28 protein-coding genes, 1 pseudogene and 1 riboswitch are annotated in these 25,585 nt (G+C 61.8%); of the genes and pseudogenes, 19 read left to right on the forward strand and 10 right to left on the reverse strand.

Going from position 1 to position 25,585, the window contains the following annotated elements:
- The first annotated feature begins 247 nt into the window (after positions 1 to 247).
- Positions 248 to 1,753: a VWA domain-containing protein gene (locus ACVOMF_RS02200; RefSeq protein ID WP_481507808.1), complete on the forward strand. Its 1,506-nt coding sequence runs from the start codon at positions 248 to 250 to the stop codon at positions 1,751 to 1,753.
- 177 nt (positions 1,754 to 1,930) lie between these two features.
- On the opposite strand, the gene ACVOMF_RS02205 is transcribed toward ACVOMF_RS02200, so the two are convergent.
- Positions 1,931 to 2,740: a DUF2884 family protein gene (locus ACVOMF_RS02205; protein ID WP_481507809.1), complete on the reverse strand. Its 810-nt coding sequence runs from the start codon at positions 2,738 to 2,740 to the stop codon at positions 1,931 to 1,933.
- A 269-nt stretch (positions 2,741 to 3,009) separates the two neighbouring features.
- Positions 3,010 to 3,226, forward strand: a riboswitch (cobalamin riboswitch).
- A gap of 271 nt (positions 3,227 to 3,497) precedes the next feature.
- Between ACVOMF_RS02205 and ACVOMF_RS02210 the strand changes: the two genes are divergently transcribed.
- From ACVOMF_RS02210 to ACVOMF_RS02230, 5 genes are all read left to right on the forward strand, one after another.
- Positions 3,498 to 5,807 (forward strand): ribonucleoside-diphosphate reductase subunit alpha, encoded by a 2,310-nt coding sequence (locus ACVOMF_RS02210; protein ID WP_481507877.1) that lies wholly within the window; start codon positions 3,498 to 3,500, stop codon positions 5,805 to 5,807.
- Between the two features lie 147 nt (positions 5,808 to 5,954).
- Positions 5,955 to 6,974: a ribonucleotide-diphosphate reductase subunit beta gene (locus ACVOMF_RS02215; RefSeq protein WP_303748362.1), complete on the forward strand. Its 1,020-nt coding sequence runs from the start codon at positions 5,955 to 5,957 to the stop codon at positions 6,972 to 6,974.
- 218 nt (positions 6,975 to 7,192) lie between these two features.
- Positions 7,193 to 7,597 (forward strand): acyl-CoA thioesterase, encoded by a 405-nt coding sequence (locus tag ACVOMF_RS02220; protein WP_481507810.1) that lies wholly within the window; start codon positions 7,193 to 7,195, stop codon positions 7,595 to 7,597.
- Positions 7,598 to 7,608: 11 nt separating this feature from the next.
- Positions 7,609 to 8,469 carry an NAD-dependent protein deacetylase gene (locus ACVOMF_RS02225; RefSeq protein ID WP_481507811.1) on the forward strand — a complete coding sequence of 287 codons (861 nt, stop codon included), beginning with the start codon at positions 7,609 to 7,611 and terminating at the stop codon, positions 8,467 to 8,469.
- Between the two features lie 74 nt (positions 8,470 to 8,543).
- Entirely contained in the window at positions 8,544 to 9,653 is a 1,110-nt protein-coding gene (locus ACVOMF_RS02230) for an NADH:flavin oxidoreductase/NADH oxidase (RefSeq protein WP_481507812.1), read from the forward strand.
- A 39-nt stretch (positions 9,654 to 9,692) separates the two neighbouring features.
- On the opposite strand, the gene ACVOMF_RS02235 is transcribed toward ACVOMF_RS02230, so the two are convergent.
- Positions 9,693 to 10,631 (reverse strand): LysR family transcriptional regulator, encoded by a 939-nt coding sequence (locus tag ACVOMF_RS02235; RefSeq protein ID WP_481507813.1) that lies wholly within the window; start codon positions 10,629 to 10,631, stop codon positions 9,693 to 9,695.
- Positions 10,632 to 10,770: 139 nt separating this feature from the next.
- Here ACVOMF_RS02235 and ACVOMF_RS02240 point away from each other — a divergent pair, with 139 nt between their 5' ends.
- Positions 10,771 to 11,034, forward strand: a complete 264-nt coding sequence (locus ACVOMF_RS02240; protein WP_481507814.1) for a DUF2798 domain-containing protein — start codon at positions 10,771 to 10,773, stop codon at positions 11,032 to 11,034.
- Between the two features lie 98 nt (positions 11,035 to 11,132).
- Positions 11,133 to 11,984 carry a formyltetrahydrofolate deformylase gene (purU, locus tag ACVOMF_RS02245; protein ID WP_481507815.1) on the forward strand — a complete coding sequence of 284 codons (852 nt, stop codon included), beginning with the start codon at positions 11,133 to 11,135 and terminating at the stop codon, positions 11,982 to 11,984.
- 28 nt (positions 11,985 to 12,012) lie between these two features.
- Here purU and pncA read toward each other — a convergent pair whose 3' ends face one another.
- Positions 12,013 to 12,633, reverse strand: coding sequence for a bifunctional nicotinamidase/pyrazinamidase (gene pncA / locus ACVOMF_RS02250; RefSeq protein ID WP_481507816.1), 621 nt, complete (start codon positions 12,631 to 12,633; stop codon positions 12,013 to 12,015).
- Positions 12,634 to 12,883: 250 nt separating this feature from the next.
- Positions 12,884 to 13,216 (reverse strand): SMR family transporter, encoded by a 333-nt coding sequence (locus tag ACVOMF_RS02255; protein ID WP_343229761.1) that lies wholly within the window; start codon positions 13,214 to 13,216, stop codon positions 12,884 to 12,886.
- Between the two features lie 295 nt (positions 13,217 to 13,511).
- On the opposite strand from ACVOMF_RS02255, the gene ACVOMF_RS02260 reads away from it, so the two are divergent.
- The 4 genes and pseudogenes from ACVOMF_RS02260 (at position 13,512) to ACVOMF_RS02275 (ending at position 16,772) form a co-directional block, all read left to right on the forward strand.
- Positions 13,512 to 13,859: a DUF3307 domain-containing protein gene (locus ACVOMF_RS02260; RefSeq protein ID WP_481507817.1), complete on the forward strand. Its 348-nt coding sequence runs from the start codon at positions 13,512 to 13,514 to the stop codon at positions 13,857 to 13,859.
- A 495-nt stretch (positions 13,860 to 14,354) separates the two neighbouring features.
- Entirely contained in the window at positions 14,355 to 15,200 is an 846-nt protein-coding gene (locus tag ACVOMF_RS02265) for a TIGR04255 family protein (RefSeq protein ID WP_481507818.1), read from the forward strand.
- A 38-nt stretch (positions 15,201 to 15,238) separates the two neighbouring features.
- Positions 15,239 to 15,610: pseudogene (locus ACVOMF_RS02270) on the forward strand (helix-turn-helix domain-containing protein); the annotation flags it as partial.
- Positions 15,611 to 15,746: 136 nt separating this feature from the next.
- Entirely contained in the window at positions 15,747 to 16,772 is a 1,026-nt protein-coding gene (locus ACVOMF_RS02275) for a hypothetical protein (RefSeq protein WP_481507879.1), read from the forward strand.
- 23 nt (positions 16,773 to 16,795) lie between these two features.
- Here the strand turns inward: ACVOMF_RS02275 and ACVOMF_RS02280 are convergent, their stop codons facing one another.
- A complete protein-coding gene (locus ACVOMF_RS02280) occupies positions 16,796 to 17,044 on the reverse strand; it encodes a pyocin activator PrtN family protein (RefSeq protein ID WP_481507819.1) in 249 nt (82 codons plus the stop codon).
- Positions 17,045 to 17,259: 215 nt separating this feature from the next.
- On the opposite strand from ACVOMF_RS02280, the gene ACVOMF_RS02285 reads away from it, so the two are divergent.
- Together ACVOMF_RS02285 and ACVOMF_RS02290 are read left to right on the forward strand one after the other, a co-directional pair.
- Complete coding sequence (locus ACVOMF_RS02285; RefSeq protein ID WP_481507820.1) at positions 17,260 to 17,712, forward strand: hypothetical protein; 453 nt, start codon at positions 17,260 to 17,262, stop codon at positions 17,710 to 17,712.
- 185 nt (positions 17,713 to 17,897) lie between these two features.
- A complete protein-coding gene (locus ACVOMF_RS02290) occupies positions 17,898 to 18,116 on the forward strand; it encodes a hypothetical protein (protein WP_481507821.1) in 219 nt (72 codons plus the stop codon).
- Positions 18,117 to 18,133: 17 nt separating this feature from the next.
- On the opposite strand, the gene ACVOMF_RS02295 is transcribed toward ACVOMF_RS02290, so the two are convergent.
- Positions 18,134 to 18,490, reverse strand: a complete 357-nt coding sequence (locus ACVOMF_RS02295; protein WP_481507822.1) for a pyocin activator PrtN family protein — start codon at positions 18,488 to 18,490, stop codon at positions 18,134 to 18,136.
- Between the two features lie 41 nt (positions 18,491 to 18,531).
- Between ACVOMF_RS02295 and ACVOMF_RS02300 the strand changes: the two genes are divergently transcribed.
- Positions 18,532 to 19,428 carry a hypothetical protein gene (locus ACVOMF_RS02300; RefSeq protein ID WP_481507823.1) on the forward strand — a complete coding sequence of 299 codons (897 nt, stop codon included), beginning with the start codon at positions 18,532 to 18,534 and terminating at the stop codon, positions 19,426 to 19,428.
- A 70-nt stretch (positions 19,429 to 19,498) separates the two neighbouring features.
- Here the strand turns inward: ACVOMF_RS02300 and ACVOMF_RS02305 are convergent, their stop codons facing one another.
- Complete coding sequence (locus ACVOMF_RS02305; protein WP_481507824.1) at positions 19,499 to 19,759, reverse strand: pyocin activator PrtN family protein; 261 nt, start codon at positions 19,757 to 19,759, stop codon at positions 19,499 to 19,501.
- 443 nt (positions 19,760 to 20,202) lie between these two features.
- Positions 20,203 to 20,379, reverse strand: coding sequence for a hypothetical protein (locus ACVOMF_RS02310; RefSeq protein WP_481507825.1), 177 nt, complete (start codon positions 20,377 to 20,379; stop codon positions 20,203 to 20,205).
- Positions 20,380 to 20,405: 26 nt separating this feature from the next.
- Between ACVOMF_RS02310 and dusA the strand changes: the two genes are divergently transcribed.
- The 4 genes from dusA to ACVOMF_RS02330 all read left to right on the forward strand — a co-directional run bounded on the left by dusA (position 20,406) and on the right by ACVOMF_RS02330 (position 24,207).
- A complete protein-coding gene (gene dusA / locus ACVOMF_RS02315) occupies positions 20,406 to 21,413 on the forward strand; it encodes a tRNA dihydrouridine(20/20a) synthase DusA (protein ID WP_481507826.1) in 1,008 nt (335 codons plus the stop codon).
- A 198-nt stretch (positions 21,414 to 21,611) separates the two neighbouring features.
- Positions 21,612 to 22,001 (forward strand): PepSY domain-containing protein, encoded by a 390-nt coding sequence (locus ACVOMF_RS02320; RefSeq protein ID WP_481507827.1) that lies wholly within the window; start codon positions 21,612 to 21,614, stop codon positions 21,999 to 22,001.
- 73 nt (positions 22,002 to 22,074) lie between these two features.
- Positions 22,075 to 22,758, forward strand: a complete 684-nt coding sequence (locus tag ACVOMF_RS02325; RefSeq protein WP_057627010.1) for a response regulator transcription factor — start codon at positions 22,075 to 22,077, stop codon at positions 22,756 to 22,758.
- 21 nt (positions 22,759 to 22,779) lie between these two features.
- A complete protein-coding gene (locus tag ACVOMF_RS02330; protein ID WP_481507828.1) occupies positions 22,780 to 24,207 on the forward strand; it encodes an ATP-binding protein in 1,428 nt (475 codons plus the stop codon).
- A 223-nt stretch (positions 24,208 to 24,430) separates the two neighbouring features.
- On the opposite strand, the gene ACVOMF_RS02335 is transcribed toward ACVOMF_RS02330, so the two are convergent.
- Both ACVOMF_RS02335 and ACVOMF_RS02340 read right to left on the reverse strand, forming a co-directional pair.
- Positions 24,431 to 25,219, reverse strand: coding sequence for a M90 family metallopeptidase (locus ACVOMF_RS02335; RefSeq protein ID WP_481507878.1), 789 nt, complete (start codon positions 25,217 to 25,219; stop codon positions 24,431 to 24,433).
- Positions 25,186 to 25,470, reverse strand: coding sequence for a hypothetical protein (locus ACVOMF_RS02340; protein ID WP_481507829.1), 285 nt, complete (start codon positions 25,468 to 25,470; stop codon positions 25,186 to 25,188). Before ACVOMF_RS02340 ends, ACVOMF_RS02335 begins: the two co-directional genes overlap by 34 nt.
- Positions 25,471 to 25,585: the final 115 nt, after the last annotated feature.

A 25,585-nucleotide genomic window follows, 5' to 3' on the forward strand; every position in this document is an offset into this window, starting at 1 on the left:
CGGGCGCGCGTCGGGGCCCCCCCCCCACCCCTCCTGACCGTGCTCGCGCCCCCGTGGCGGGCCACTACGCTTCGAGCCCCTCTCCTGCTTGCGGGGTGAGAGGGGCAGCTTGCGAACCAACGGTTCGCTGCCCATCGAACGCCCTTGCGTCAGCGCAAGGGAGGGGGCAGATTTAACCCCACTCCTCATCCCCATCCGTTCCTATCCCCGTACGCCGCATGACGCGGCACGCATGGGAGCAGGAATCATGGCTAGCGCAAAGGGTTCAAACCGGCCGGCGGTTCGCAACATGGCATTGGCTGCGGCAGTAACGTTGCTGGTCGGCCTGCCGGTAGCAGCGGCGGTTCGGCATACCCCGTTCCCGGTGACGGACAACACCGGCGACCTCAAGGCGCCAATGACACAGCGCACCCGCCAGACCCAGCCCAACTTCCGTGCGCCCAGCGCTACGGTCTGCAGTGACGCGCCGGTGCTGCGCGAGGTCGCCGATCCCAGCCCGAGGCCGCAGCAGCACGACATCGCTGCGGGCGAGGTGCGCATGCGCAAGGGGGACAGCTACAGGACGGACACGAAGATGATGGCGCCCATGCCAGCACCTGCGGCGCCGCCACCTCCACCGTCGTTGGCAGTCCGCGCCGAGGCCGCAGCAGATGCCAGCTACTCTGCCGCGGAAATGCCGATGGCCTCGATCCCCACCACTGGCAGCGTGCGTCAGCAGCAGGCGCCTGTCACCGCCGGTGTCGTTGACGACAACGCCGACTTCACTGCGTTCCAGCAGTTCCTGCAGTGTCATGAAGAAGCCAACAATCTCGGCCGCGATGTCAGCGTGCGCCAGCGCCTGCAGGTGGTCGATGCACAGGGCCGGCCGGTGCCGGATGCGGAAGTGGCGGTTACCGCCCGCAACGGCGCAAGGATGTGGGCGCGTACCGATGCCGGCGGACAGGTGTGGGTACATCCGAACGCCTTCGATGACCGCGATTCGACCAGCTACCAGGTGCAGGTGCGGCGCGCCGGCAAGACCGTGACCTCGGCCCTGCAACGCGGACAGAAGAACGCCTTGCAGGTGGTGGTGGCCGATGCGCCGCTGCCGACGCGGGCCAAGCTCGACCTGGTGTTCATGGTCGACGCCACCGGCTCGATGGCCGATGAAATCGACAAGCTGCGTGACTCGCTGCAGGGCATCGTCCGCGATATCGCCCAACTGCCCTCCAACCCGGACATCTGCCTGGGGCTGGTGACCTACCGTGATCGTGGCGACGAGTACTTCGTGCGCGGCTGGGACCTCAGCAACAACGTTGCCGGCTTCCAGAAAGTGCTAGATGGTGTGCGCGCAAATGGTGGCGGCGATTACCCGGAAGCAATGAACGAGGCCTTCGACCATGCGGTACAGGCGATGAACTGGCGCGGTGCCTCGACCACCCGCCTGCTGGTGTCACTGGCCGATGCACCGCCGCACATGGATTACCCGCAGCCGCGTTACGAGCAGACCATGCTGGCCGCGCTGGGCAAGGGGATCAAAGTGTTGAGCGTGGCGGCATCCGGCCAGGACACCACCGGCGAGATCGCGCAGCGGCAGATCGCGCAGTACACCGGCGGGCGTTTCATCTTCCTCACCTACAAGGACGCCAGTGATCCCTCCAGCGGCCCGGGCAGCGAGACCGTGCATGAGGTGGAGAACTATTCGGTCGACACCCTGGACAAGCTGGTGGTGAAGCTGGTGCGCGAGGAGCTGGCGCAGCTGCCGAAGGGCTGAGCTGTGCTCCCTCCCTTTGGCGAAGCCAAGGGGAGGGTTTGGGAGGGGTAGGCTTTTGGGCCGTTTGCAGATTGCCAGCTTCCAAGGCCATGCCCTGTAGTGCCGAGCCATGCTCGGCAGGGACTTTCCCGGTAACGTCTCTGCCGAGCATGGCTCGGCACTACCGATGGCACGCTTTTACCTCGTTGGCAACGGAATGCTGTCGTCCTGGCCTTGCTCGCGCGCCGCCATCGTCGCGCCATCGCCGCTCACGCGCATCATCTGCAGTGGTTGGCCATCGAAGCGGAATTCCAGTGCCGATTGCAGCCTATCCAGCGCCTGTACCTGCGTGCACAGTGAGCGCGCGTGCTGCTCCAGGGCAGCAGCGCGCCCTTCCAGGCGTTGCTCCAGTTCGGCATCGAGTTTGTCCGCGCGCGCATCCAGCTTGTCCTCGCCACCGGTGAATACCGCCCACAGCATGCTACGGGCGATGGAGCCGCTCAGGCTCTCGGCGGCATCCTGCACCCGTGCTTCGAAACCTTCATTGAACAGGTCCTGGTCCCAGCGGCCGCGGCCGATGGTCTGTTCGACAAAGCGCTCGGCCTCCTTGCGCAACTTGCGCACTTTGCGGGAGTTGGCGTTGCCGGTGAGGCCTTCGTAAACCGAGTCCAACGTATCGAAGCTGATGCCAACGGACTCGGTGGCGATGCCGGTCACCGCCGGCATCAGCCGGCGCACGCCATCCTCCAGGGCGCGCAGCCGTTGTGCATCTTCCGCTGAGACCGTCTGCATGCGGTTGTCTATGCTCAGCTGGCCGTCGTGGAACACGATCTCGCGCATCGGCAGCGTATCGCGACGCAGCCAGATACCGCCGCCGTCGACCAGCACGTTGTAGTCGGTGGACACGCCGCATTGGTCAGCGGACAGCTCCGGCGCCTTGACCGTGCCTGCCTGGGCGACCAGCGGCAGCAGCAGGGCCAGCGAAGTGGCGATGGGCAGCAGGCGCATGGCGGCGAGCTCGTGGCAGGAGGATGCGGCCAGCTTGGCCGCTCGCGGCAAGGGCTGCGTCGGCCGGAAGTCACGCCCGGAACTTCATCAGAAATTTACGTAGTCAAGACAGGTGGTTTCCCTACAAAAAAACTCTGCAAAAGGCTTGACTGCGCACACCGTTCGAGCAGGTTCCGGTGTCCGGCCGGGGCGGCAGACAGTCCAAGCCTTGTGCCGCAAGGCTTGGCAAAGAAATACTAGATTTGGTGTTGACCCTGTAATACACCCCCACTATCTTGTGCTCCGTCGGTTCTGGCGGAATTTTCCGTCGGATTAATAGGGAAGCCGGTGATGCCTTCAAGGCTAGTCCGGCACTGCCCCGCAGCGGTAATTGGGAACGACCCCGCCAACAGCACTGAGGCACAGGCCTTGGGAAGCGGCGGAGTAGGAGAAGGCCCCCGCCTTCCTGCCCATGAGTCCGAAGACCTGCCGACAGCCACGCGATGCACACCGCGTGGTGCCGGCTGCGGTGTCTTCGAGGGGAAGACGGCTGGTGACGTGGTGCCGTGGCTGCTGCCGACCCTGGGTCGTGCGCTGTCGCGGCTGCTGCGACGCCGTCCTTCCATGCTCGCTGCTCCGTACCGGCTCTGCTTCCTGCGCGGGCAGGAGCTGCGTGCATAACGTTTGCAAGGACACCATCGTCGTGACTGCCACTCATACTGACGTCGCTCCGGCTGAAGCCGGTTTTGAACTGACCCCGCCGCCGACCGCCACCGCCATGAGCGTGACCAAGCGCAATGGCAGCACCGAGCCGGTAGACCTCAACAAGATCGTCCGCGCCATCCAGCGTTGCTGCGAAGGCCTGCACGCGGTGGACCCGATGCGGGTGGCCACGCGCACCATCTCCGGCCTGTACAACGGCGCCAGCACCCAGGAACTGGATGAGCTGTCGATCCGTACCGCCGCCCTGCTGATCGGTGAAGAGCCCGAGTACGGCCGCCTGGCCGCGCGCCTGCTGGCCAACTTCATTGCGAAGGAAGTCTCTGGCCAGGAAATCCATGCGTTCTCGCAGTCGGTCGGCCGTGGCCACGAAGTCGGCCTGATCAACGACCGCCTGCTCAACTTCGTGCAGGTCAATGCACGCAAGCTCAACGACGCGATCGATCCGGGCTACGACCTGAACTTCGATTACTTCGGCTTGCGCACGATGTATGACCGCTACCTGCTGCGGCATCCGCATTCGCGCAAGGTCATCGAAACCCCGCAGCAGTTCTTCCTGCGCATCGCCAGCGCGCTGAGCGAGGACGTGCCAGAAGCATTGGCGCTGTACCAGCGCCTGGGCAGCCTGGATTACCTGCCGTCCAGCCCGACCCTGTTCAACGCCGGCACCAGCCACGAGCAGCTGTCCTCGTGCTTCCTGCTGGACTCGCCGCAGGATTCGCTGGAATCCATCTACGACCGCTATGCCGACATCGCCCAGCTGTCCAAGTTCAGCGGTGGCATCGGCGTCAGCTACACCCGCGTGCGTTCGCGTGGCTCGCTGATCAAGTCCACCAACGGCCACTCCAACGGCATCGTGCCGTGGCTGAAGACACTGGATTCCTCGGTGGCTGCGGTCAACCAGGGCGGCAAGCGCAAGGGCGCGGCCTGCGTCTATCTGGAAACCTGGCACGCCGACATCGAGGACTTCCTCGAACTGCGCGACAACGCCGGTGATGATTCACGCCGCACCCACAACCTCAATCTGGCCAACTGGGTGCCGGACCTGTTCATGCAGCGCGTCGAGGCTGACCAGGAATGGTCGCTGTTCGATCCGCGCGTGGTGCCGGAGTTGACCGACCTGTTCGGCCCGGCCTTCGAGCAGGCCTATGTGCAGGCGGAAACCCAGGGCAAGGCGCGCAAGACCGTGTCGGCACGCAAGCTGTATTCGCGGATGATGCGCACCCTTGCTGAGACCGGCAATGGCTGGATGACGTTCAAGGACAAGTGCAACCTGGCCAGCAACCAGACCCTGCGCGCGGGCAACGTGATCCACCTGTCCAACCTGTGCACCGAGATTCTGGAGATCACCTCCAACGACGAGACCGCGGTCTGCAACCTGGGCTCGATCAACCTCGGCAACCACCTCGACGCACATGGTGATTTCGATTTCGAGAAGCTGGCCGAGACCGTGCGCCTGGCCGTGCGTCAACTCGACCGCGTCATCGACCTGAACTTCTACCCGATCGAAACCGCACGCCGCGGCAACCTGCGCTGGCGCCCGGTCGGCCTGGGCTGCATGGGCCTGCAGGACGTGTTCTTCCGCAAGCGCCTGGCCTTCGACTCAGCCGAAGCACGCACGCTGTCGACCAAGATCGCCGAGGCCATCTATTTCCACGCGCTGGAAGTGTCCTGTGAACTGGCCCAGGAACGCGGCAAGCACCCCTCGTTCAACGACACCCGCGCTGCCCACGGCGAGCTGCAGTTCGATGCGTGGAACGTGGTGCCGGACGACGTCGAGCGTTGGGACGCACTGCGCGAGCGCATCAAGCAGCACGGCCTGCGCAACTCGCTGATCATCGCGATCGCGCCGACCGCGACCATCGCCTCGATTGCCGGTTGCTATGAGTGCGTCGAGCCGCAGGTGTCCAACCTGTTCAAGCGCGAAACCCTGTCCGGCGACTTCCTGCAGATCAACCGCCACCTGGTTGCCGAGCTGAAGCAGCTGGGCCTGTGGACGCCGGAAGTGCGCGATGCGATCAAGCTCGCCGACGGTTCCATCCAGAGCCTGCAGCAGATCCCGGAAACCCTGCGGCACATCTACCGCACCGCATGGGAACTGCCGATGCGTTCGCTGATCGACATGGCCGCCGCACGCGGTGCCTATATCGACCAGTCGGCCTCGCTCAACCTGTTCATGGAAAGCCCGAACATCGGCGCGATGTCGTCCATGTACATGTACGCCTGGAAGCAAGGCATCAAGACCACGTATTACCTGCGCTCGCGTCCGGCCACCAAGATCGCCAAAACCACGGTCAGCAGCTACACCCCGGTGGAAGCCGTGGCCTGCTCGCTGGAAAACCCGGAAGCCTGCGAAGCCTGCCAGTAAAGCTCAAAGCCCCTCTCCCGCCCGCGGGAGAGGGGTTGGGGTGAGGGCGCTCTTAAAAGCACGTAGCGCCACCCCCCCAAGGAACCAACCCTCATCCGGCGCTACGCGCCACCTTCTCCCGCAGGGAGAAGGGAATGGAGACCCAAAATGTCCGACTCCCCCCGTCAAATGCTGCTCGATCCCGGTTTCGAGCTGACCCTGCGTCCGATGCGTTACCCGGACTTCTACGAGATGTACCGCAATGCGATCAAGAACACCTGGACGGTGGAGGAGATCAATTTCCAGATCGACATCACCGACCTGCACCAGAAGATGTCGCCGGCCGACCAGCACCTGATCCACCGCCTGGTTGCCTTCTTCGCCACCGGTGACTCGATCGTGTCGAACAACCTGGTGCTGAACCTGTACCAGCACCTCAACGCGCCGGAAGCGCGCATGTACCTGTCGCGCCAGCTGTACGAAGAAGCGCTGCACGTGCAGTTCTACTTGACCCTGCTGGACAACTACCTGCCGGACCCGGAAGAGCGCTTCAAGGCCTTCGCTGCAGTCGAGAACATCGATTCGATCAAGAAGAAGGCGGCGTTCTGCTTCAAGTGGATCGATGCGCTGCAGGAAACCAAGCGTCTGGAAACCCGCGACGATCGCCGCCAGTTCCTGCTCAACCAGATCTGTTTCGCTGCCTGCATCGAAGGCTTGTTCTTCTTCGCCGCGTTTGCCTACGTGTACTACTTCCGTTCGCGCGGCCTGCTGCCGGGCCTGGCTTCGGGCACCAACTGGGTATTCCGCGATGAGAGCTGCCACATGGAGTTCGCGTTCGAGTGCGTGCGCAAGATCCGCGCTGAAGAACCCGATCTGTTCGACGCGAAGATGGAGCAGGAGGTCTACCAGATGCTGGAAGAGGCCATCGACTGTGAAGTGCAGTTCGCCGAGGACGTGCTGTCCGGTGGCGTGGCCGGCATCTCCACCCGCGACATGCGTGAATACCTGCAACATTGCGCCGACAACCATTTCCTGAAGCTGGGCATGGCCAAGAAGTACAACGTGCGCAACCCGCTGCCGTTCATGGAGCTGCAGGACGTGCAGGAACTGACCAACTTCTTCGAGCGCCGCGCCTCTGCGTACCAGGTGGGCGTGCAGGGCGAAGTGGCGTTCGATATGGCGTTTTGATTTGCTCCCTCCCTTTCACCGAAAGTGAAGGGGAGGGCGCTCGTCTCCCTCCCTTGCGCGAAGCGCAGGGGAGGGTTGGGGAGGGGGGCTTTGCAGGCTTCTGAGGCTTTATCAGCTTCGCGGCTCACGCCGCTCCTACAAAAATTCCTGCAGCTGCGTACACAAGCTGCACAGCTTCGCGGGCGTATCATCTGCGCCAACTTACAGGTGATGCCTCCATGACCCCCATCGTCGAAACCAATCCGCCGGTCGAAGTCCGCATGGCGGAAATCGTGTTCCCCAACCACACCAACCATATGGGCACGCTGTTCGGCGGCCAGGCGCTGGCGTGGATGGACAAGGCGGCCTTTCTCGCCGCTGCCCGTTACTCGCGTTGCACCGTGGTCACCGCACGCTCGGACCAGGTCGATTTCAAGCTGCCGATCCGCATCGGGCAGATGGTGGAAACCATCGGCCGGGTGGTCAAGGTCGGCCGCAGTTCGATGCATGTGGAAGTCGAACTGATCGCCGAAGACCTGCACAACGGCGAACGCGCGCTCTGCACCAAGGGCACCTTCGTGATGATCGCGCTCGATGGTGAAGGTCATCCAACCACCGTGCCGACGCTGCCGGCGCAGGCCTGAGCCGCACGGTGATGACCACTTCGTCGGCACAGACTGGGCGTTTATCGCCAGCGGTAATCACCGAACTGCCGCAGTTCATTGCTGGCCATCGGCGCCTGTTCGTGGTCACCGGTGCCGGTTGCAGCACCGACTCCGGCATCCCCGACTATCGCGACAGCGATGGGCAATGGAAGCGTACGCCGCCGGTGACCTACCAGGCCTTCATGGGAGAGGAGGCGACGCGCAGGCGTTACTGGGCGCGCAGCCTGCTCGGTTGGCCGCGCTTCGGCCAGGCCCTGCCCAATGGCACGCACCGTGCGCTGGCGGCGTTGGAAGCCGATGGTCGCATCGAGCTGTTGCTGACCCAGAACGTGGATTGCCTGCATCAAGCGGCGGGCAGCCAGACCGTGATCGACCTGCATGGTCGCCTGGACCAGGTGCGCTGCATGGGTTGCGAAGCACGCAGCTCGCGCGAGTTGCTGCAACAACGACTGCTGCACGCCAACCCTGGTTGGGACGTACTGGAAGCGGGCATCGCGCCCGATGGTGATGCCGATCTGGAGGCTGATTTCTCTTCGTTCGATGTGCCTGCCTGCGAAGCATGTGGCGGCGTGTTGAAGCCGGACGTGGTGTTCTTTGGCGAGAACGTGCCGCGCGAACGTGTGGCCGCGGTGCACGAGCACCTGCAGCGTTCCGACGCGGTGCTGGTGCTGGGTTCGTCGCTGATGGTGTACTCGGGTTTCCGCTTCGTCGATGCCGCCGCCAAGGCCGGTTTGCCGATAGCTGCCGTCAATCTTGGCCGCACCCGCGCCGATCACCTGCTGTCGTTGAAGGTGGAAATGCCTTGTGCCCAGGCACTTGCCTTCCTGTTGGACGGCATCAAGACGCAGTGATCCATCTTGCCGGTTGAATCAACGGCCGGCGCGGCGTGCAATGAGCGCCCCCACTGTTGATGGACGTTCCCCACGTGAGCCAGCTTTTCTCACCGTTGTCGCTAGGCCCGCTTTCCCTCTCCAACCGTATCGTCATCGCGCCGATGTGCCAGTACTCGGCGCAGGATGGGCAGGCCACTGATTGGCACACGATCCACCTGGGTCAGCTGGCGCAGTCCGGCGCCGGCCTGTTGATCATCGAAGCCACGGCGGTGGAGCCGCGTGCGCGCATCAGCTGGGCCGATCTTGGCTTATGGGACGACGCTACCGAGGCGGCATTGGGCAAGGTGCTGGCATCGACGCGACGCTGGTCGAACATGCCGATCGGCGTGCAGCTGGCGCATGCCGGGCGCAAGGCGTCCACTGCGCGCCCGTGGGACGGTGGTGGCGCGATCGCCCCGGGTCAGGAACACGGCTGGCAGGTGCTGGCGCCGTCGGCGCTGCCGTTCAAGGCCGGTGACCCGATCCCGGAAGCGTTGGATGATGCCGGCATCGAAGCCGTGGTCGAAGACTTTGTCGCTGCCGCCAGGCGCGCGGTGCGGCTGGGTCTGGAGCTGATCGAGCTGCATGCCGCACACGGCTACCTGCTACACCAGTTCCTGTCGCCGCTGAGCAACCGGCGTGACGACGCGTACGGCGGTTCGCTGGAGAACCGCATGCGCCTGCTGTTGCGTGTATTCGATGCGGTGCGCGCGGTGGTGCCGGCCAATGTGGCCTTGGGTGTGCGCATCTCCGCCACCGATTGGGTGGAAGGCGGCTGGGATGTCGCCCAGAGCATTGAGCTGGCCAAGGCGCTGGAAGCACGTGGCAACGATTTCCTGCATGTTTCCAGTGGCGGGCTGGACCCACGCCAGCAGATTCCGGTCGGCCCCGGCTACCAGCTGCCGCAGGCGGCAGCGATCAAGGCCGAGATCGGCACGCCGGTGATCGCGGTGGGCCTCATCACTGAGCCGACGCATGCCGAGGAAATCCTCGTCGATGGCAAGGCCGATGCGATCGGCATCGCCCGCGGCATCCTCTACGACCCGCGTTGGCCGTGGCATGCGGCCGCGGCCTTGGGCGCACAGTTGACGGTGTCGCCGCAGTACCTGCGTTGCGAACCACATGAAGCGCGCGGTCTGTTCAAGCCTGCTAGGCAGGGCTGACGTTCGGCGGAGGCGCCAGCGGCATACCGCCGCTGGCGCTCAGGCGTGATCGATGTCGATGCGCCAGGCCGGCGGCAGGGCATCGAGGATGTGCTGCAGCAGCGAGCGCACTTTCGGGGTCAGGTCGCGGCGGTCGCTGACGCACAGGAACAGGCGCATCGGCTCCGGTGAGGCCCGCGTATCGCTGCTGGCCTCATCCTGGAACAAGGCCTGCAGTTCGCCGCGGGCCAGGTAGGGCGCGGCGACAAAGGCTGCCAGCCGGGTGATGCCGCCGCCGCGCGCCGCCATCGCCGCCAGTGCATCGATGTCGTCGCTGACCAATGCCGGTTGCACTTCGGCATCGAAGCGCAGGCCATCGCGGACGAAACCCCAACGCAGGTAGCGCCCATCCAGCGGGTAGCGGAACAACAGGCAGCGATGTTCGCGCAGCTCATCGGGCGAACGCGGCATGCCGGCGATGGCCAGATAGGCCGGCGCGGCACAGAACACGAACGGCACCTGCGCGATGGGCCGTGCCACCAATCCCTCTTCCAGCTGCGGTTCGATGCGGATGCTGACATCCACGTCCTCATGGGCGTGATCGACGCTGCGGTCGGCCAGCAGCAGCTCCATTTCCAGTCGCGGGTAGCGCTGTTGCAGGGCCGGCAGCAATGGCGCAAGCACATGCCGGCCGAACGCCGCGCTGCTGGCGATGCGCAGGCGGCCCGCCGGTATCGCGTCGGGATCGGTCACCGCTGCCTGGGCCCGCTGCAGGTCGCGCTCGATATGCCGCACCTGCGCCAGATACAGCGCGCCACGCTCGGTCAGGGCCAATTGGCGGGTGGTGCGGTTGAACAGGCGTACGCCCAGATGGGCTTCCAGACGGGCGATGTTCTGGCCCACCGCTGCCGCACTGATGCCCAGGGTGCGCGCGGCAGCGGCCAGGCTGCCGGCGTCGGCGGTGCGGATGAAACTGCGGATGGATTGGAGAATGTTCATGCCGGTCGGCATTTTCCGGGAGGATTGCAAAGTAAATCTTTATAAAGCCCCAAGCCGACGCGATCTAGCCGTCCCCCGGCTCGCCGACTATCGTGCCCGGCCCGCAGCGCCTGATTGCTGCATGCATGGACCTCGCTGGATGCCAGACCCCCGTTCCGTCGCCGTTGCCCGCTGGAAATTGCATGCGCGCACCACGCCTGTTGTTTTCGCGTTCTTCATGGCCTCGATCATGGCCATGCTGATGTGCCTGGTGATCACCGCCGCCAATGCCGGCATCGATGGCCAGTTCCCGGCGCGGGTGCTGTCCGCCTATTGCCTGGCGATGCCGACCGCCTTCTGCTGCGTGCTGCTGGTGCGGCCCTTGGTGATGCGGCTGGTGGCGTTGACGGTGCATCCGCACTGAGCAGGCCGGGGGGTAAACTGTGTCAGCTGCAACTGTCTTTGCTGGGAATCGACTGGAACGGTTACTTTCCACGACCCCACTGATAAATGTTGTTGGCCATGCGTCCTGATTTCATCCTCACCCTTTCCTGCCCGGACCGCACCGGCATCGTCTATCGCGTGTCCGGCCTGCTGTTCGAGTCGGGCTGCAACATCCTCGATGCCCAGCAGTTTGGTGATGACGAAAGCGGCCGCTTCTTCCTGCGTGTGCATTTCGACATGAGTACCAGCGGGGATGAGCCGGTGGTGCGTGCCAGGCTGCAGGGCCTGGGCGAAGAATTCGCGATGCAATGGGAGCTGCATGATGCGCGTCGCCGCGCGCGCCTGCTGGTGCTGGTCAGCAAGCAGGGCCATTGCCTCAATGACCTGCTGTTCCGCACCCATAGCCGCCAGCTGAAGGTGGATATCGCTGCGGTGGCATCCAACCACAACGACTTTGCCGGGCTGGCCGGTTCCTACAATGTGCCGTTCCATCACCTGCCAGTGAGCACCGAGAACCGCGAGCAGCAGGAACAACAGATCATCGACCTGGTCGAGCGTGAACGCATCGATCTGGTGGTGCTGGCGCGTTACATGCAGATCCTGTCGCCGCGTCTATGCCAGGCGCTGTCGGGCCGCGCGATCAACATCCATCACAGCTTCCTGCCCAGCTTCAAGGGCGCACAGCCGTACCACCAGGCGCATGCGCGCGGGGTCAAGATCATCGGCGCGACCGCGCATTACGTGACCTCGGACCTGGACGAAGGCCCGATCATCGAGCAGGACGTTGCGCGGGTGGATCACGCGATGACGCCGCGTGACCTGGTGCAGCTGGGCAGTGACACCGAGTCGCAGGTGCTTGCGCGCGCGGTGCGCCGCCATGTCGAGCATCGCATCCTGCTCAATGGCCACCGCACGGTGGTGTTCCGCTGATCAGTCGAGCCGGATCCGCAGATCGGGCTTAGTCGATGTGGATCCCGCATTCGTTCAAGGCGATGCGGGTGGCGGCATCGTTGGCTGCCGACACCGGACGGGTCAGCTCCCACAGGAAGCGCACGGCAAAACCGCTGATCGCAGCATCCTGCGCACTCCACAGCACGCAGTAGTCACGTGCCAGTCCGCAGACATGGACTTCGCGGATGCCGCGTTCGTGCAGCCAGCCAGCCAGTCCGGTGGGCGCGCGCGTGGCCTGTGGGCCGATGTTCTCGCGGAACGCGCTATACGAGTCCACGTCGCGCTGGGTGCCTTTGCGCAGGATCAGGTCGGCATGCTTCCAGTCCACGCGTGCATCCAGGCTGGCACCTGCGCTGCCCTGCACGCAGTGGTCCGGCCATAGGGCTTGTGGCTGGCCATGCAGTTGGATGGAGTCGAAGGGTTTGTGCCCCGCGTGCTGGCTGGCGAACGAGGCATGATCGGCCGGATGCCAGTCCTGGGTCGCAACCACGGTCTGATATTCACGCGCATCCAGCAGCGCAGCGATGGCGGGCACGATGGCATCGCCGTGCTGGCAGGGCAGGGCACCGCCGGGCATGAAATCCGGTTGTAGATCGATAACCAGCAGCGCAACGTCTGTTCCGTACATCGACAACTTCCTGACGCGGGGGCGCACAGTTTAAGGCAGTGCCGATCAATGCCACGTAGTGCCGAGCCACGCTCGGCAGGGGCATTACCAGATCACCTGTGGGAGTGGCATAAGCCGCGAAGCAGGCAAGAGCCAATGCACCCCTCCCCAATCCTCCCCTTTGCTACGCAAGAGGGAGGGAGCGAAGCGGTAGTGCCGAGCCACGCTCGGCAGGGGCCTTACCGGCGATCCCCAACGGAGCCATCCCAGCTCAATGCGCCGACGAGCGCGAGAACAGGTTGATCACCAGCACCCCGGCGCAGATCAGGCCAATGCCGACGATGGCGGCCGCATCAAGCTTCTGTTTGAACACGAACAACCCGATCAAGGAGATCAGCACGATGCCGACACCGGACCAGATCGCATAGGCGATGCCGGTGGGTATCGTCCTCATCACCAGCGCCAGCAACCAGAAGCACACGCTGTAACCGGCCAGGGCACCAACGGTTGGCCATAGCCGGCTCATGCCATCAGACGCCTTGAGCAGGGAGGTGGCGAGCACTTCCAGGGCGATGGCGCAGGCCAGCAGGGCATAGGCGTTCATGACGGTGCTCGAATAGGGGGCCGCCAATTCTAGCGGCGCTGTTCTTACGTCACCGGTCTAGACTCGACCTGCCATGACGACCACGGTCTGCATGGCAGGCGCCAAGACAACAAGCACAGGTGGGTAAGTGGCCAGGCAGCGCGGGTGCTGCCGAGTCGGCATGCAGGGCGCACGCAGGGGGCGTGCCGGGCTTGCGTGTCGCCGGATATGGATCCCCGGAAGTTTGTGCAGCACAGATCGCGCCGGTACCCCAAGTGATGCCAGACTCCGATCCACGCCCCAACGCACACCCTAGATGACCTACTACACGCTGCTACAGATGTTTGGGTTGTTGGTCTTTGCCCATGTCGTGGCCGACTACCCCTTGCAGGGTGAGTTTCTGTCGCGGGCCAAGAACCGGCATGCGCCGGTGCCCGATGTGCCGTGGTACCAGGCACTGGCCGCGCATGGTGTGATCCATGGCGGCGCGGTGGGCTGGATCACCGGCAGCATCGTGCTTGCGGTGCTGGAAACCCTGACCCACATGCTGATAGATGACCTCAAGTGTGGCCATCGCATCAGCTACAACCTGGACCAGGCCCTGCACGTGGCATGCAAGGTGCTGTGGCTGCTGTTGATGTTGCTGATGCCGGGTCTGCCTTGATCAACGCCCCGGTGTTTGCCTTGGGCAGTCCTGATCCAGGCGGATCGCTGCGGCCTGTTCCTGCTGCCGTGATCCGCCAGCTTTTGGCGCCGCTTGCAGCCAAACGGCCGCACACAAACCCGGTCGCAAGCTGAAAGCCAGTACCGATATGCCAGCGTGAACGCGGGACTTGGGCGAAAATAGCCGATCAACGCATCACAAGACCCCGCGCTGCATGCCATCCCTGCCGCAAAACTCCCGCTACGCCGACTCCCTGCGCCTGTCTGTCGCCCCGATGATGGATTGGACGGACAATACTATTTATATTATTAAAATCAATTAGTTGCTTGTGGCTTTCGCGCGTTCGTCGCATTTTTGTAGCTTCGATGTACGCCTTGCGGATAGCGATGGGGGCGCTACATTGTGACGACCAGTTCCCACAACTACACACTTTTTCCCGCTACTACACACTTCGTGTGTATACTTTCGCGTACCGATTGTTTAGTCGAGCGTGCCATGGTTGATAGGGCTGGTGTGCTGGGTAACGCACCTCTGGTGTTCGTAGTTTGTGGTGTTACCTTCCGCTCCAGAGAGTCCATGCCTGCGTGGATAGGGGCGATACAGGAGCGTGTGTACCAGCGCTTTCCGGTGTTGACTCGTGTGCATCAGAGAAGCGGCCCTCGAGGCATCGAGATCTCGGTGGACCCGGCAGAGTTTGATGACAGTCAAGTAGGCTCCAGCTTCGTATTCATGAGCGAGGACCGCTCTCGCGGCTTCCAGCTGTGGAAGGGCGGAGTGGTGCTGCAGTCGAAAGCATACGGAAAATTCAACGATTTCTGTGACGATCTGCAGTGTGTCCTTGATGCATTGCTGGCATCTGCTCAGCACTTAGACGTTGAAACCTTCGGTATAAGGTATGTGGATCATATTCGGCCGGAGTTCTCCGATGATGATCTTTCTCAGTACATAAGTAAGGAGCTCCTGCCATACACGCCTGCGTGGAGTAGTTTTCCTGGCGAATTGCAAGGAGGAAGCTCAAAGCAGGTTTATTCAGTTGGGGATGCAGGATTGCATGTTCGAGTGGTGACAGGAGCATCAGCCTATGTGATCGCAGATGACCTCTTGGCTGCCTACATTGCAACCGTAACGCCATCGGAGAGTGAAGAGAGCCCTGTTCCGCGTCTGCAGTTCAACGAAGGTGTGCTGGATATCGACGCGTTCAAGTCCGAATTGGACTGGAAGATCGAGGGCAGTACTGAGGTGGCTGCCGAAGTTCGTGTTTTGCATGACTTATGCAATGACTACTTCCGAAATATCTGCAGTGATAAGGCCTTCATCTTCTGGAAGGAGGTAAAGACGTGACTACGAGAACTTACAATTTCGACTCTAAAGCTGGAGCTATGCGTAAGACATTTGTGCATAGCGCAGTGAGTTCTCCGACAGCTACAGGATTGGGCCTTGGCTGTGCTGGTGCATTGGCCGTCGCGATTGCATGTGGAGTTCCTGCATCTCATGGGCCAGTAAGCGCCTCGATAAATGCGGAAGGTAAGTCGTTCCTGATCACAACCTCTGCTTCCGCTGCGTCCAAGGCTGGCAAGTCGCTGGCGAGCGAAGGCGGTGATGCTCCTGCATGGGCTTTGGACTTGGAGTGGCTAAGGTTCAACTCTGATGTCAGCATTTCCAAGCTAGCCGACCTTTTCGGGGTTACGCGGAAAGCAGTCTATGCCTGGATGAGCGGCGAGTCCGAGCCTCGAGCCGGTAGAGTTGAGCGAATTGCACAGTTTCGTCAGGTACTTTCAGAGCTCGAAACTCGAGAGGAGCGAACCTTCGCTCTGAAATTGGTGAATAGCCCTCTTAAGGATGGATCGACAATTCGGTCGATTCTTTCGTTATCCTTGGGTGAACAGGATGTTATGGTTCGCCTTAGAGATGCCTTTACAGAGCTTGCGCCGACTATTCAACAAAGGGCCAGACGTGCTGGAAACTCCAGCATCAGATCGCGCGCCTTTGAAGCAGACTTCCCCGTCGTCTGAAGAAGGGAGTTTCGACGCGTCGGCCATCGGTCAACTGGACTGGTGGCAGGGTAGTGTTGTTGAAAGTGAGAAATTCGGGATGGCCAACTCATTTGGTCATCCCTTCTTCGTGGTGGCGAGTCAAACCTGTAATCTGCGAAATCCGGATTTATCCAAAGCTCCCCTTGTAGAGCTAATCGCGGCACGGCCTCTCGACTCGGATGGCCTGGGTGCAGCCTTTCGAGATGGTGCTCATCCGCGAACATTGCACTCCTTTGCGCATTCCGAGAACGATGGCTCTCTGGGTCTCGAACTTTCGATCGAGCAACGAGTGTGGGTTCCTCGTGAACTGCTTGCATCCATTCCGCCATGTGGCTATCGAATTGTGGATGATGAAAGCAATCCAGCAATGCAATACAAGGAAATCTTCAGTAGTTGGCTTGCGCGCAGTTACACGCGTGTGGAGCTACCTGATGAGTTCAACGAGTTGCTTCAGAGCACAGGCCTGCTCAAGCAGATAAAAAAGTGGCTGGTTGATAAATTCGGCGACGAGATTCAAGGAATCTACTTCTCCATTGCTGAGAGCGTCGACGACGAGGAGGCGAAGCAGAAGTACTTCTCCCCAACAGCGATATCTACCCTAAAGCCGCCGTATGACCTAGAAATTACTGTCGTTGTCCACGATGTTGATAACTTGGCGGCTATTGAAGGGGCTCTAGAGAAATTCGATGAGCCTACGGTTCCCGACCCGAGCAACTCTGACCGCAAAATCTCGAGAATTCAGTTTGCGGAGAAAAGTGGGCTTGCAGTCAACTTTCAAGCATTGGGGACTGACGGCTGGTCGTTGCAAAACATGATCGAGTCAGTGAAGTACACACAGTGGGACTTCCTTTCTTCGATTAGTGAGAACGTTCAACCTTAGTGGTGCGTTGGCTAGCATGCTCGTTAGAGCTTCTGCCACTGCCTCGTAGCCTCATCGCGCTGCCCATCGATGTAAGCAGCCAGCACATCCGCAGCAACGAGCCAAGGCGACTTCTGGCTACCTTGGCGGAATACAGGCACTGGCAGCGACTGGTGAGAAGTTCGCCGGCTCGCTTCTTTCTTCTTTCTTCTTTCGTCGGCGTGGCAACACCCCTCCAGAATGCTGGCATGGTGAGCGATACCGCACGCCGTCAGATTGGGTTGATCGAGCACTCCCGCTATATGAGAATCAATCTGCCCGAAGAAGGGTTGAGGGTTAATCTTTGATTACTGGTTTGCTGATACGAACTCACTTTTCTCTGCATCACGCGCAGATGGCTGCCTATCATGCGAGGAGCGCTCAGGCGCTCGAGATTGATGAGTCAGAGGAAATGGCCATTGCTCTATCTGCACACGTTTCAGCCGCAGTGATTAGCGCAGGAGCATTCATGGATGCCACCGCCAACGAGATTGCGGAGAACGACAAGAAGCCAAGGGTGCCGGTCAAAGGGCAACCAACTACGCTATTGCGCCTGAATGAGTTGCTGGAAGACGGCGGTGCTGCACCCATCGGTCACGCGGACGTCCTATGGGGTAATGCGCAAACCCTTGTAGATCTTCGTAATCGGCTCATCCACTACAAGCACGACTGGCTCGATATCGGCACCGATGGCATGGTTGGGCCGGATTATTTGTACGGAAGCTCTCTGCAGGAAAGGCTTGTAAGGTCATTCAAGTTCTTGCCCGACACGGTGCGCTATATCCCTCGGTTCCTTTCGCCAGATTGCGCGGCTTGGGCAATTGAGTCTGCGACTGCCTTCCTAGACGAGTTCTATATCCATCTTGGAAGGGCGCCGTTCCATGATCACTTGCGTCACAGAATCGAGGTTTCTCGTCCCTAGCTCCACGAACGCGCGGCTTCTTCACGATGCCCTCTGGAGCCTCTACCGCTGCTTCGTGGGCTCTCAGCGTTGTGCGTTCTAGGGCGGCGTTGTGCATTCTGCAGATCCTTTGTTGTCGTCCTGCTTGGCATTGACAACTACTCTCTGGCTCGCCCAGCATCTGGCGACAAGCAAAGGAGAAAGCTATGGGCCCTACTATTCGTCGTGATCAGCTCGTTACCTCTTGGTATGGCCAAGACATCTATGTTGAAGCATGGCAACCTGAAGGCGGCGAGGCATTCGTGCACTTGATTGAGGTGGGTGAATTGCCGGCGATTGAATCCCCTGACCTTCCGAACTACCCCACTCTTCAGGATGCCCTGCAAGGCGGTCTGCGATTTGCAACTCAGTTGGCTGGCAACTGAGACTTGCGGAAGGGAAGTCATGAGGCCCGCTGTAGCTTTTGCCACTGCTTGAGTGCCTCGTCCCGCTGCCCATCGATGTAAGCGGCAAGCACATCGGCCGCAACCAGCCATGGCGACTTTTGGCTGCCCAGGCGAAACACCGGTACCGGCAGCGACTGGCGCGCAGCGCGCTTGTTCGCTTCCTCGGGTTTCATCCCGAAGTGATGGCAGCACTTCTCCAGGGGGATGTGTCCGGTACCGAACTCAGCGAGCAGCTGGAAGGTGGTATTTGCATGGGAACGGATCGTCGGGGTGACTTCAAAACGTTGAGCGCGGATTCTATTACAGCGCTGCATCGCAAGATGAATAGGGTGTGGTCGTGGTGTTAGATTCACCCTGCACCCATGGAGGGTGCTCTCCAGGAGAGTCACCAGTGATGAAGGGAATTGTCAGTAAGGCGCTTTTGCTCGTCGTTACATCTTGTGGTGGATTGCTTGCAATGTCGGATGCGGCTGCGCAAGAGAAGAAGGTTGAGATTTGCAACGGATGCACCTACGCAGATATGGAGCAAAAGGCCTACTCTGCTGCGGAACGCGCCAGGCCTCCATATGACGCGATCCATTACTACGTGAACCCTCAAAACGGTTTGGTTGGCAAGTTCAGCGTCATCAATGAATCGTTTGGAAGTCCGAAGCAATGTCCACCGTCCAACTACCCAAAGCCTGAGTGTCAGGGCATCCCGCTTGTGGATGTAATGACGGTAGAGGCATTGGCGGTGGAGTTCGGTTCCGTTGTGCGAAACATCCGCGCGATGTCCATTACGGTCCCGAGCTCACTCAATACCTACCCCGATGATGCCTACGATTTCGCCCGCTATCCGCAAATGCGAGAAGCGGCCGTCAACTATGTCTATGCCCAAGCCGTTTCGGTCCAAGATCGCGCGACGATAACCAGTATGCTCGCGGGGGTTCTCGGCCTAAGCACTAGCCAACCTGTCGTTACCGTGACCGGCAGGCTGCCCAATGGGTCTACGTTTGTCGCCGCATGGGACAACACGCTAAAGAAATTCGTGTATCAGAAGGGGACGCTGAAGGATCGTTCTGGCAATTCTGTGCCGGAATCGACTGATGCCGTTGCTGGTGGCGATGGCCAGACAATTATCTACGACTTCACCTTGAACCCTGCCGATAGATTTGACTTTGTCGATTGGGTCAATGGGTTGGGCGTTCCTGTCACAGGCCCCATCAGCTCAACAAAGATCCAATGCACGTCAACGGTAACGCGCAGCACCAGTGGCGAAACGATCGTCACCGTTAGCTGCAAGTCAGTTTGACGAGGATTTTTCGCTCGGTTCTACCTATAGCAAAGGGCTCTCAACTGAGAGCCCTTTGTCTTTGTAATCTTCAGTTTGCATGCTGCAATTTCCGCCACTGCTTGGCTGCTTGTGCTCTCTGGCTGTCGATGTAGGTAGCAAGCACATCCGCAGCAACAAGCCATGGCGACTTCTGGCTGCCAAGGCGGAACACTGGAACCGGAAGCGACTGGCGCGCAGCGCGCTTGTTCGCTTCCTCCGGCTTCATCCCAAAGTGCTGGCAGCACTTCTCCAAGGGGATGTGTCCGGTACCGAACTCAGCGAGCAGCAGGAAGACGGTAGTGGTGGTCATTGGTTGTGTCCTGTCATCGACCTTTGTTGCCTCGACGAGATAGTGATTCAAGCGCTCTTGCCTGATCGAGGAGGAGTTGTAGGTTTAGGGCTTCTTCGGAGGTCTTGTGATTGGCGTCCACCTTTCGCTGCCGGTCATGGTCAAAATGTCCAGCTGTCCGCGATTGCCCCTCATGCGAACAGATCCAGTTGAGCTGGAGGCTCGCGCAGCACTCCCGGTGCGGGCAGGGTCGCTGCATTCGCGCTGCGACGCGCCTTCATCGGTTTGGCCGCGTGAGACAAACTACAGGTAGGCGCCGTCTCCGAGCATCTGCCGCGGGCGGGCCTTGATAGCAAGAAAGGGGGCAGGTTCACTTACTCGGGGCACTTTGCAGTAATGGCTTCAGTCAAATATCTGCCGACCTGCGCTGCCGCCTCGCATCTGCCTTCGGCAGCTGTTCGGTCTCAGATTTCTGCAGTTTGCCCGCTGAATTTCTTCAAAACCTGCTCAGCTTTGTTTCCAAAAAGCTGGACTGAGTGGTTTGGAAAGGCTTGCGAGCGGAAGTCGGCAATGCTCTCTAAGCTGAAGGCGGCAGTTGTCTGATCAGCGGCGGTTGCCGAATTAGGCGAAAATAGTGCCATCCACGCATCACAAGATCCCGCGCTGCATGCCTTCCCTGCCTCAAAACTCCCGCTACGCCGACTCCCTGCGCTTGTCTGTCGCCCCGATGATGGATTGGACCGACCGGCATTGCCGGGTGTTCCACCGGCTGTTGGCGCCGGGTGCGCGGCTGTATACCGAGATGGTGCATGCCAATGCGGTGATCCATGGCGACCGCGAGCGGCTGATCGGATTCAATCCGGTCGAGCAGCCGCTGGCGCTGCAGTTGGGCGGCAGCGATCCCGATGCGTTGGCACAGGCCGTGCGTATTGCTGCCGACTGGGGCTATGACGAGGTCAACCTCAACTGTGGCTGCCCGTCCGACCGGGTCCAGGCCGGACGCTTTGGTGCCTGTTTGATGCGCGAACCTGAATTGGTTGCTGAATGCGTCGCGGCGATGGTCGCTGCGGTGGATATCCCGATCACGGTGAAGTGCCGCCTGGGCGTGGACGAGGACAAGGACTACGAGGTGTTTGCCGGTTTTGTGGACCGGCAGGTACAGGCGGGCGCGGCGATGGTGGTGGTGCACGCCCGCAATGCCTGGCTCAAGGGCCTGTCGCCCAAGGAGAACCGCGAAATTCCGCCGCTGCGCTACGAATGGGCTTACCAGCTCAAGCGCGAGCGCCCGACCCTGCCGTTGGTGATCAATGGAGGCATCGCCACGGTAGAGGCCGCGCAGGAGCATATGCAGCACCTGGACGGGGTCATGCTCGGCCGGGCGGCCTATCACGATCCCTATGTGCTGCATGCGCTGGACTGTGCCCAGACAGGGCAGCCGCTGAGCGGGCGTGAGGAGCTGCTGGTCGCGCTGCGTCCGTATGTTGAAGCACAGCTGGCCGGCGGCCTGGCCCTGAAGCACATCACCCGGCACCTGCTTGGCCTGTTCCATGGGCAGCCGGGCGGGCGTGGCTTCCGTCAGGTGCTCAGCGAGGGCGCACACCGGCCCGGCGCCGACTGGGGCTTGGTCGAACAGGCGTTGCAGGTCACCCGTCGTCAGGCAGAGCGGGTGGCGTGAAGCGTCCACTAGGGCGGTTGTTCGGCATTTGTCCGGTCAGCTTGCTGAACGAGTGCGCAGGACAGGGGCCGGATTCAGATCGGATTCACCCCTAAAAATCAAGAATTTGGCTCAATTTCGCAAGCTCTCCGGAAAATTTTCCCGGTCCGTGGTTTACGAATTTTGAACGTTGCCTCGCCGTCCGCTAGGATCTGCCTCATGCATTCGCTTTCCCGTCGTCGTCTGCTGGTCGCCCTGATTGCCACGTTGATCGTGGCTGGTCCGGGCGTGGTCGTAGCGTCGGCGCAGCAGCCGCAGCAGTCGCGGGGCGACAACGCCCGTGGTGTTGAGGGTGGTGAGCGCGTTGCCCGTGCTGGCCGCCAGGCGGGTACAGACCGCTCGTTGTCCGACGCCGTGCGGCGCGTGCAACGCGAGACCGGTGGGCGCATTCTTGGTGCCGAGCGCGTGCCGTATGACGGCCGCGACATCAATCGTGTCAAATACATGGATGACCGTGGGCGCGTACGCTACATGGACGACCCTGCGCCTTCACGAGACCACCCGCGCGAACAGCGGGCGGAGCTGCCACCACGCGGCGATAACTCCTGAACAGCGATAGTGGTTGTGGTTTTTGAATACACACGCTGGCCGCCAGGCCGGCCCAAAGTACTAGGGAGAGTTCATGCGTATCCTTCTGGTTGAAGACGAAGCCCCGCTGCGGGAAACCCTTGCGGCACGCCTCAAGCGCGAAGGTTTCGCCGTGGATGCCGCTCAGGATGGCGAAGAAGGCCTGTATATGGGCCGCGAAGTGCCGTTCGACGTGGGCATCATCGATCTGGGCCTGCCCAAGATGTCGGGCATGGAGCTGATCCGCGCGCTGCGTGACGAGGGCAAGAAATTCCCGGTGCTGATCCTGACGGCACGTTCCAGCTGGCAGGACAAGGTCGAGGGCCTGAAGCAGGGCGCCGACGACTATCTGGTCAAGCCGTTCCATGTCGAAGAGCTGCTGGCTCGCGTCAACGCGCTGCTGCGCCGCGCCGCTGGCTGGTCCAAGCCGACCCTGGAATGTGGCCCGGTGGCGTTGGATCTGGCCGCACAGACGGTGAGCGTGGCTGGTAGCAATGTCGACCTGACCAGCTACGAGTACAAGGTGCTGGAGTACCTGATGATGCATGCCGGTGAGTTGGTCTCCAAGGCCGACCTGACCGAGCACATCTACCAGCAGGACTTCGACCGCGACTCCAACGTGCTGGAAGTGTTCATCGGCCGCCTGCGCAAGAAGCTCGATCCCGATGGCGAATTGAAGCCGATCGAAACCGTGCGCGGCCGCGGTTACCGTTTCGCGATCCCGCGCAACGAGGGCTGAGCCCCGTAGGGGCATAGCGTCATGACGGGCCGTCAGTGGCTATTGAAGCGTTGGCGGCCCCGCTCTTTGCAGGCCCGCCAGCTGCTGGCTGCCTCGGTGGGCCTGGTGGCCTTCCTGGCCTTGGCCGGTTACGCGCTGGATGCGGCCTTCGGCCAGACCGCGCGTGACAACCTCAGCGAACGCCTGAAGAACTACGCCACCGCCTATGCCGGGGGCATCGATTTCACCCGCGATGGCTCGCTGTACATCCGCGAACAGCCACCGGATCCGCGTTTCGATTTCCCCGGCAGCGGCCTGTACCTGCAGGTCGTCATGCCCGGCCATGTAGCGAACTCGATGTCGGCCGAAGGCCCGATGCTGCCGGACGTCAGTGGGCGTACGCTCAAGCCGCGCGAGGAAGTGTTCGAAGGCCCCCTGCCCATCACCCAGATCGACGGCACGCCCGGCGAGGTCTATCGCTATGGCATGGGCCTGGTATGGGGTGGCGATGGCGCGCCCGAATCCGAATTTCCATACACCATCTATGTGCTGGAGGATTCGCGCGCGCTGGGCATGCAGCTGCGCAGCTTCCGCGCGGCGGTGTGGTTCTGGCTGGGCGTTACCGGCCTGATCCTGCTGTTGCTGCAGACGCTGGTGTTGCAGTGGAGCCTGCGTCCACTCAAGCGCGTGATCAACGAGTTGACCCGCGTGCAGCGCGGTGAACGCGAGCGCATGAGCGAGCTGCATCCGCGTGAGCTGGAGCCGCTGACTGAAAGCATCAATGCCTTCATCGAAAGCGAGCGCGAAAACCTCGAACGCCAGCGCAATACCCTGGCCGACCTGGCACATAGCCTGAAGACGCCGTTGGCAGTGCTGCGTACCCAGTTGGAAAGCGGCACCAGCAACGAGGCTGATCTGCGCGAGGAAGTTGGCGTGCAGCTGCAGCGCATGAACAACCTGGTGTCCTACCAGCTGGCGCGTGCGGCATCGTCAGGTCACAAGTTGTTCTCGGCACCGGTGCCCATCGAGACCACGGCGGAAGAAATCGTGCGTGGGCTGGAAAAGGTCTACGCCGCCAAGGGTGTGTTCTGCGAGTTCGAGGTAACGCCGGGGGTGAACTTCTACGGTGAGCCGGGTGATCTGCAGGAACTGCTGGGCAACCTGCTGGAGAACGCCTTCAAGTGGGCCAATCGCCGGGTGTTGTTGACGGCCAAGCCGATCACCGCAGGCAACGGCAAGCGCGCTGGTCTGGTGCTGGCAGTGGATGACGATGGTCCGGGTATCGCCGAGGACAACATCGCCAAGGTGCTGCAGCGTGGCGTGCGCGGCGATGAGCGCGTGCAGGGCCACGGCATCGGTCTGTCGATCGTGCAGGACCTGATCAAGGCCTATCGTGGCGAACTGCAGGTCAAGCGTTCGGAAGAACTGGGCGGCGCCCGGTTTGAAGTGACCTTGCCGCCGGGTATCTGATTCCTCGCTGGATCATGGCTTCAGCAGGCCGCCTATCCTCTGCACTGGGTGCGTGAGGAGTCAAAGCCAAGGCCAAAGTCAAAATCCGACCCCTCCCCAACCCTCCCCTACGCACTGCGTGCGCAAGGGAGGGAGCAGACCGCGTGCTTGGCTCCCTCCCTTTGGCGTAGCCAAGGGGAGGGTTGGGGAGGGGTTCGCTTTTGATCTTGCTCTTGCGCTACCGCTACCGCAGCCCAGCTTCAACGGGCCCATAAAACCGCCGCAGATGCTCCGCCACCGTCGGCATCGTCTGCTCCAGCAGTTCCGGCGCGGAGAAGTGGTACTCGCTGACCACCGCGAAGAACTCCTCCGGCGCTTCCGCCGCATAGGGATCAATCACGGTTTCAACATCCGCATCCACCTGTGCGCAGAACGCGTCGTAGGCCTGCTGGAAATCCCGCGCCCATTGCCGCTGCCAGTCGCGCGGCAACGGCGGCGTGCCATCGATGGCGCCATCCAGCGCATCGATCTTGTGCGCCATCTCATGCACGGCCACGCAGAAGCCGGCCTGCGGATCGGCGATGTCAGCCCGCACATCAGCCCATGACAGGATCAGCGGGCCGCTGCCCCAGGCCTCGCCGATCAGTTCGTCATCCCACTCATGCAATACCCCGGCCGCATCGGTATGGCTTTGGCGCACGCGGAATGCATCCGGGTACACCACCAGCTCCGACCAGCCATGCAGGCCCTCGCGGCCGAACTCGATCAGCGGCAGGCAGCACAGGGCGGCCAGCAACGTGCGCTGGCCGTCGTCCAGTTCCAGCCCGGAAACCGGGGTGATGGTTTTGCGTTGCAGGAACAGCTCTACCAACGCCCGCAGCTTGCGCTCGCGCTCAGCGGACAAGCCGGACAACCACAGGCATTGCTGGCAGGTCCGCTGCCAAAGCGCGTCATCAAGCGGAGGCGGTGTGCGCTGCCACCAGCGCAACAACGACTGGATCAGCGGAACATCCCGGGCAGCAGGCGATGCCAGCGCGGTGCACGCAGGCGCGGCAGCAGATCATCGTCGCTGCCACCACCGGCACGCGGGGTGGCGGTCTTGGCCGGGACCGGAGTCGCCGGCGGGGCGTTGGCGATGCTGACGGCGGCGGCCGGGGCCGCCACGCGCTCCACTTCTGCCGGCGCGTAGCTGCACGCACTTTGGCCAGCGCCGCCGAGCGCGTCCGAAGCCTGCGCTGCAACTGGCGCCAGCAACAGGATCAGGCAATGAGCGAGGTGGCGCATCGTCAACATCCAAAGGCGGGCTAATTCCCGATTCTAGCCTGCTTTTTCTCCGGGAAAGTGGAGCGGCGCTGGGCGGCCTCCGGGGCTTGCCGCATAATTTCCCGGTCTGTTGTGA

The sequence above is a fragment of the Stenotrophomonas sp. STEN022 genome, from assembly GCF_056760155.1.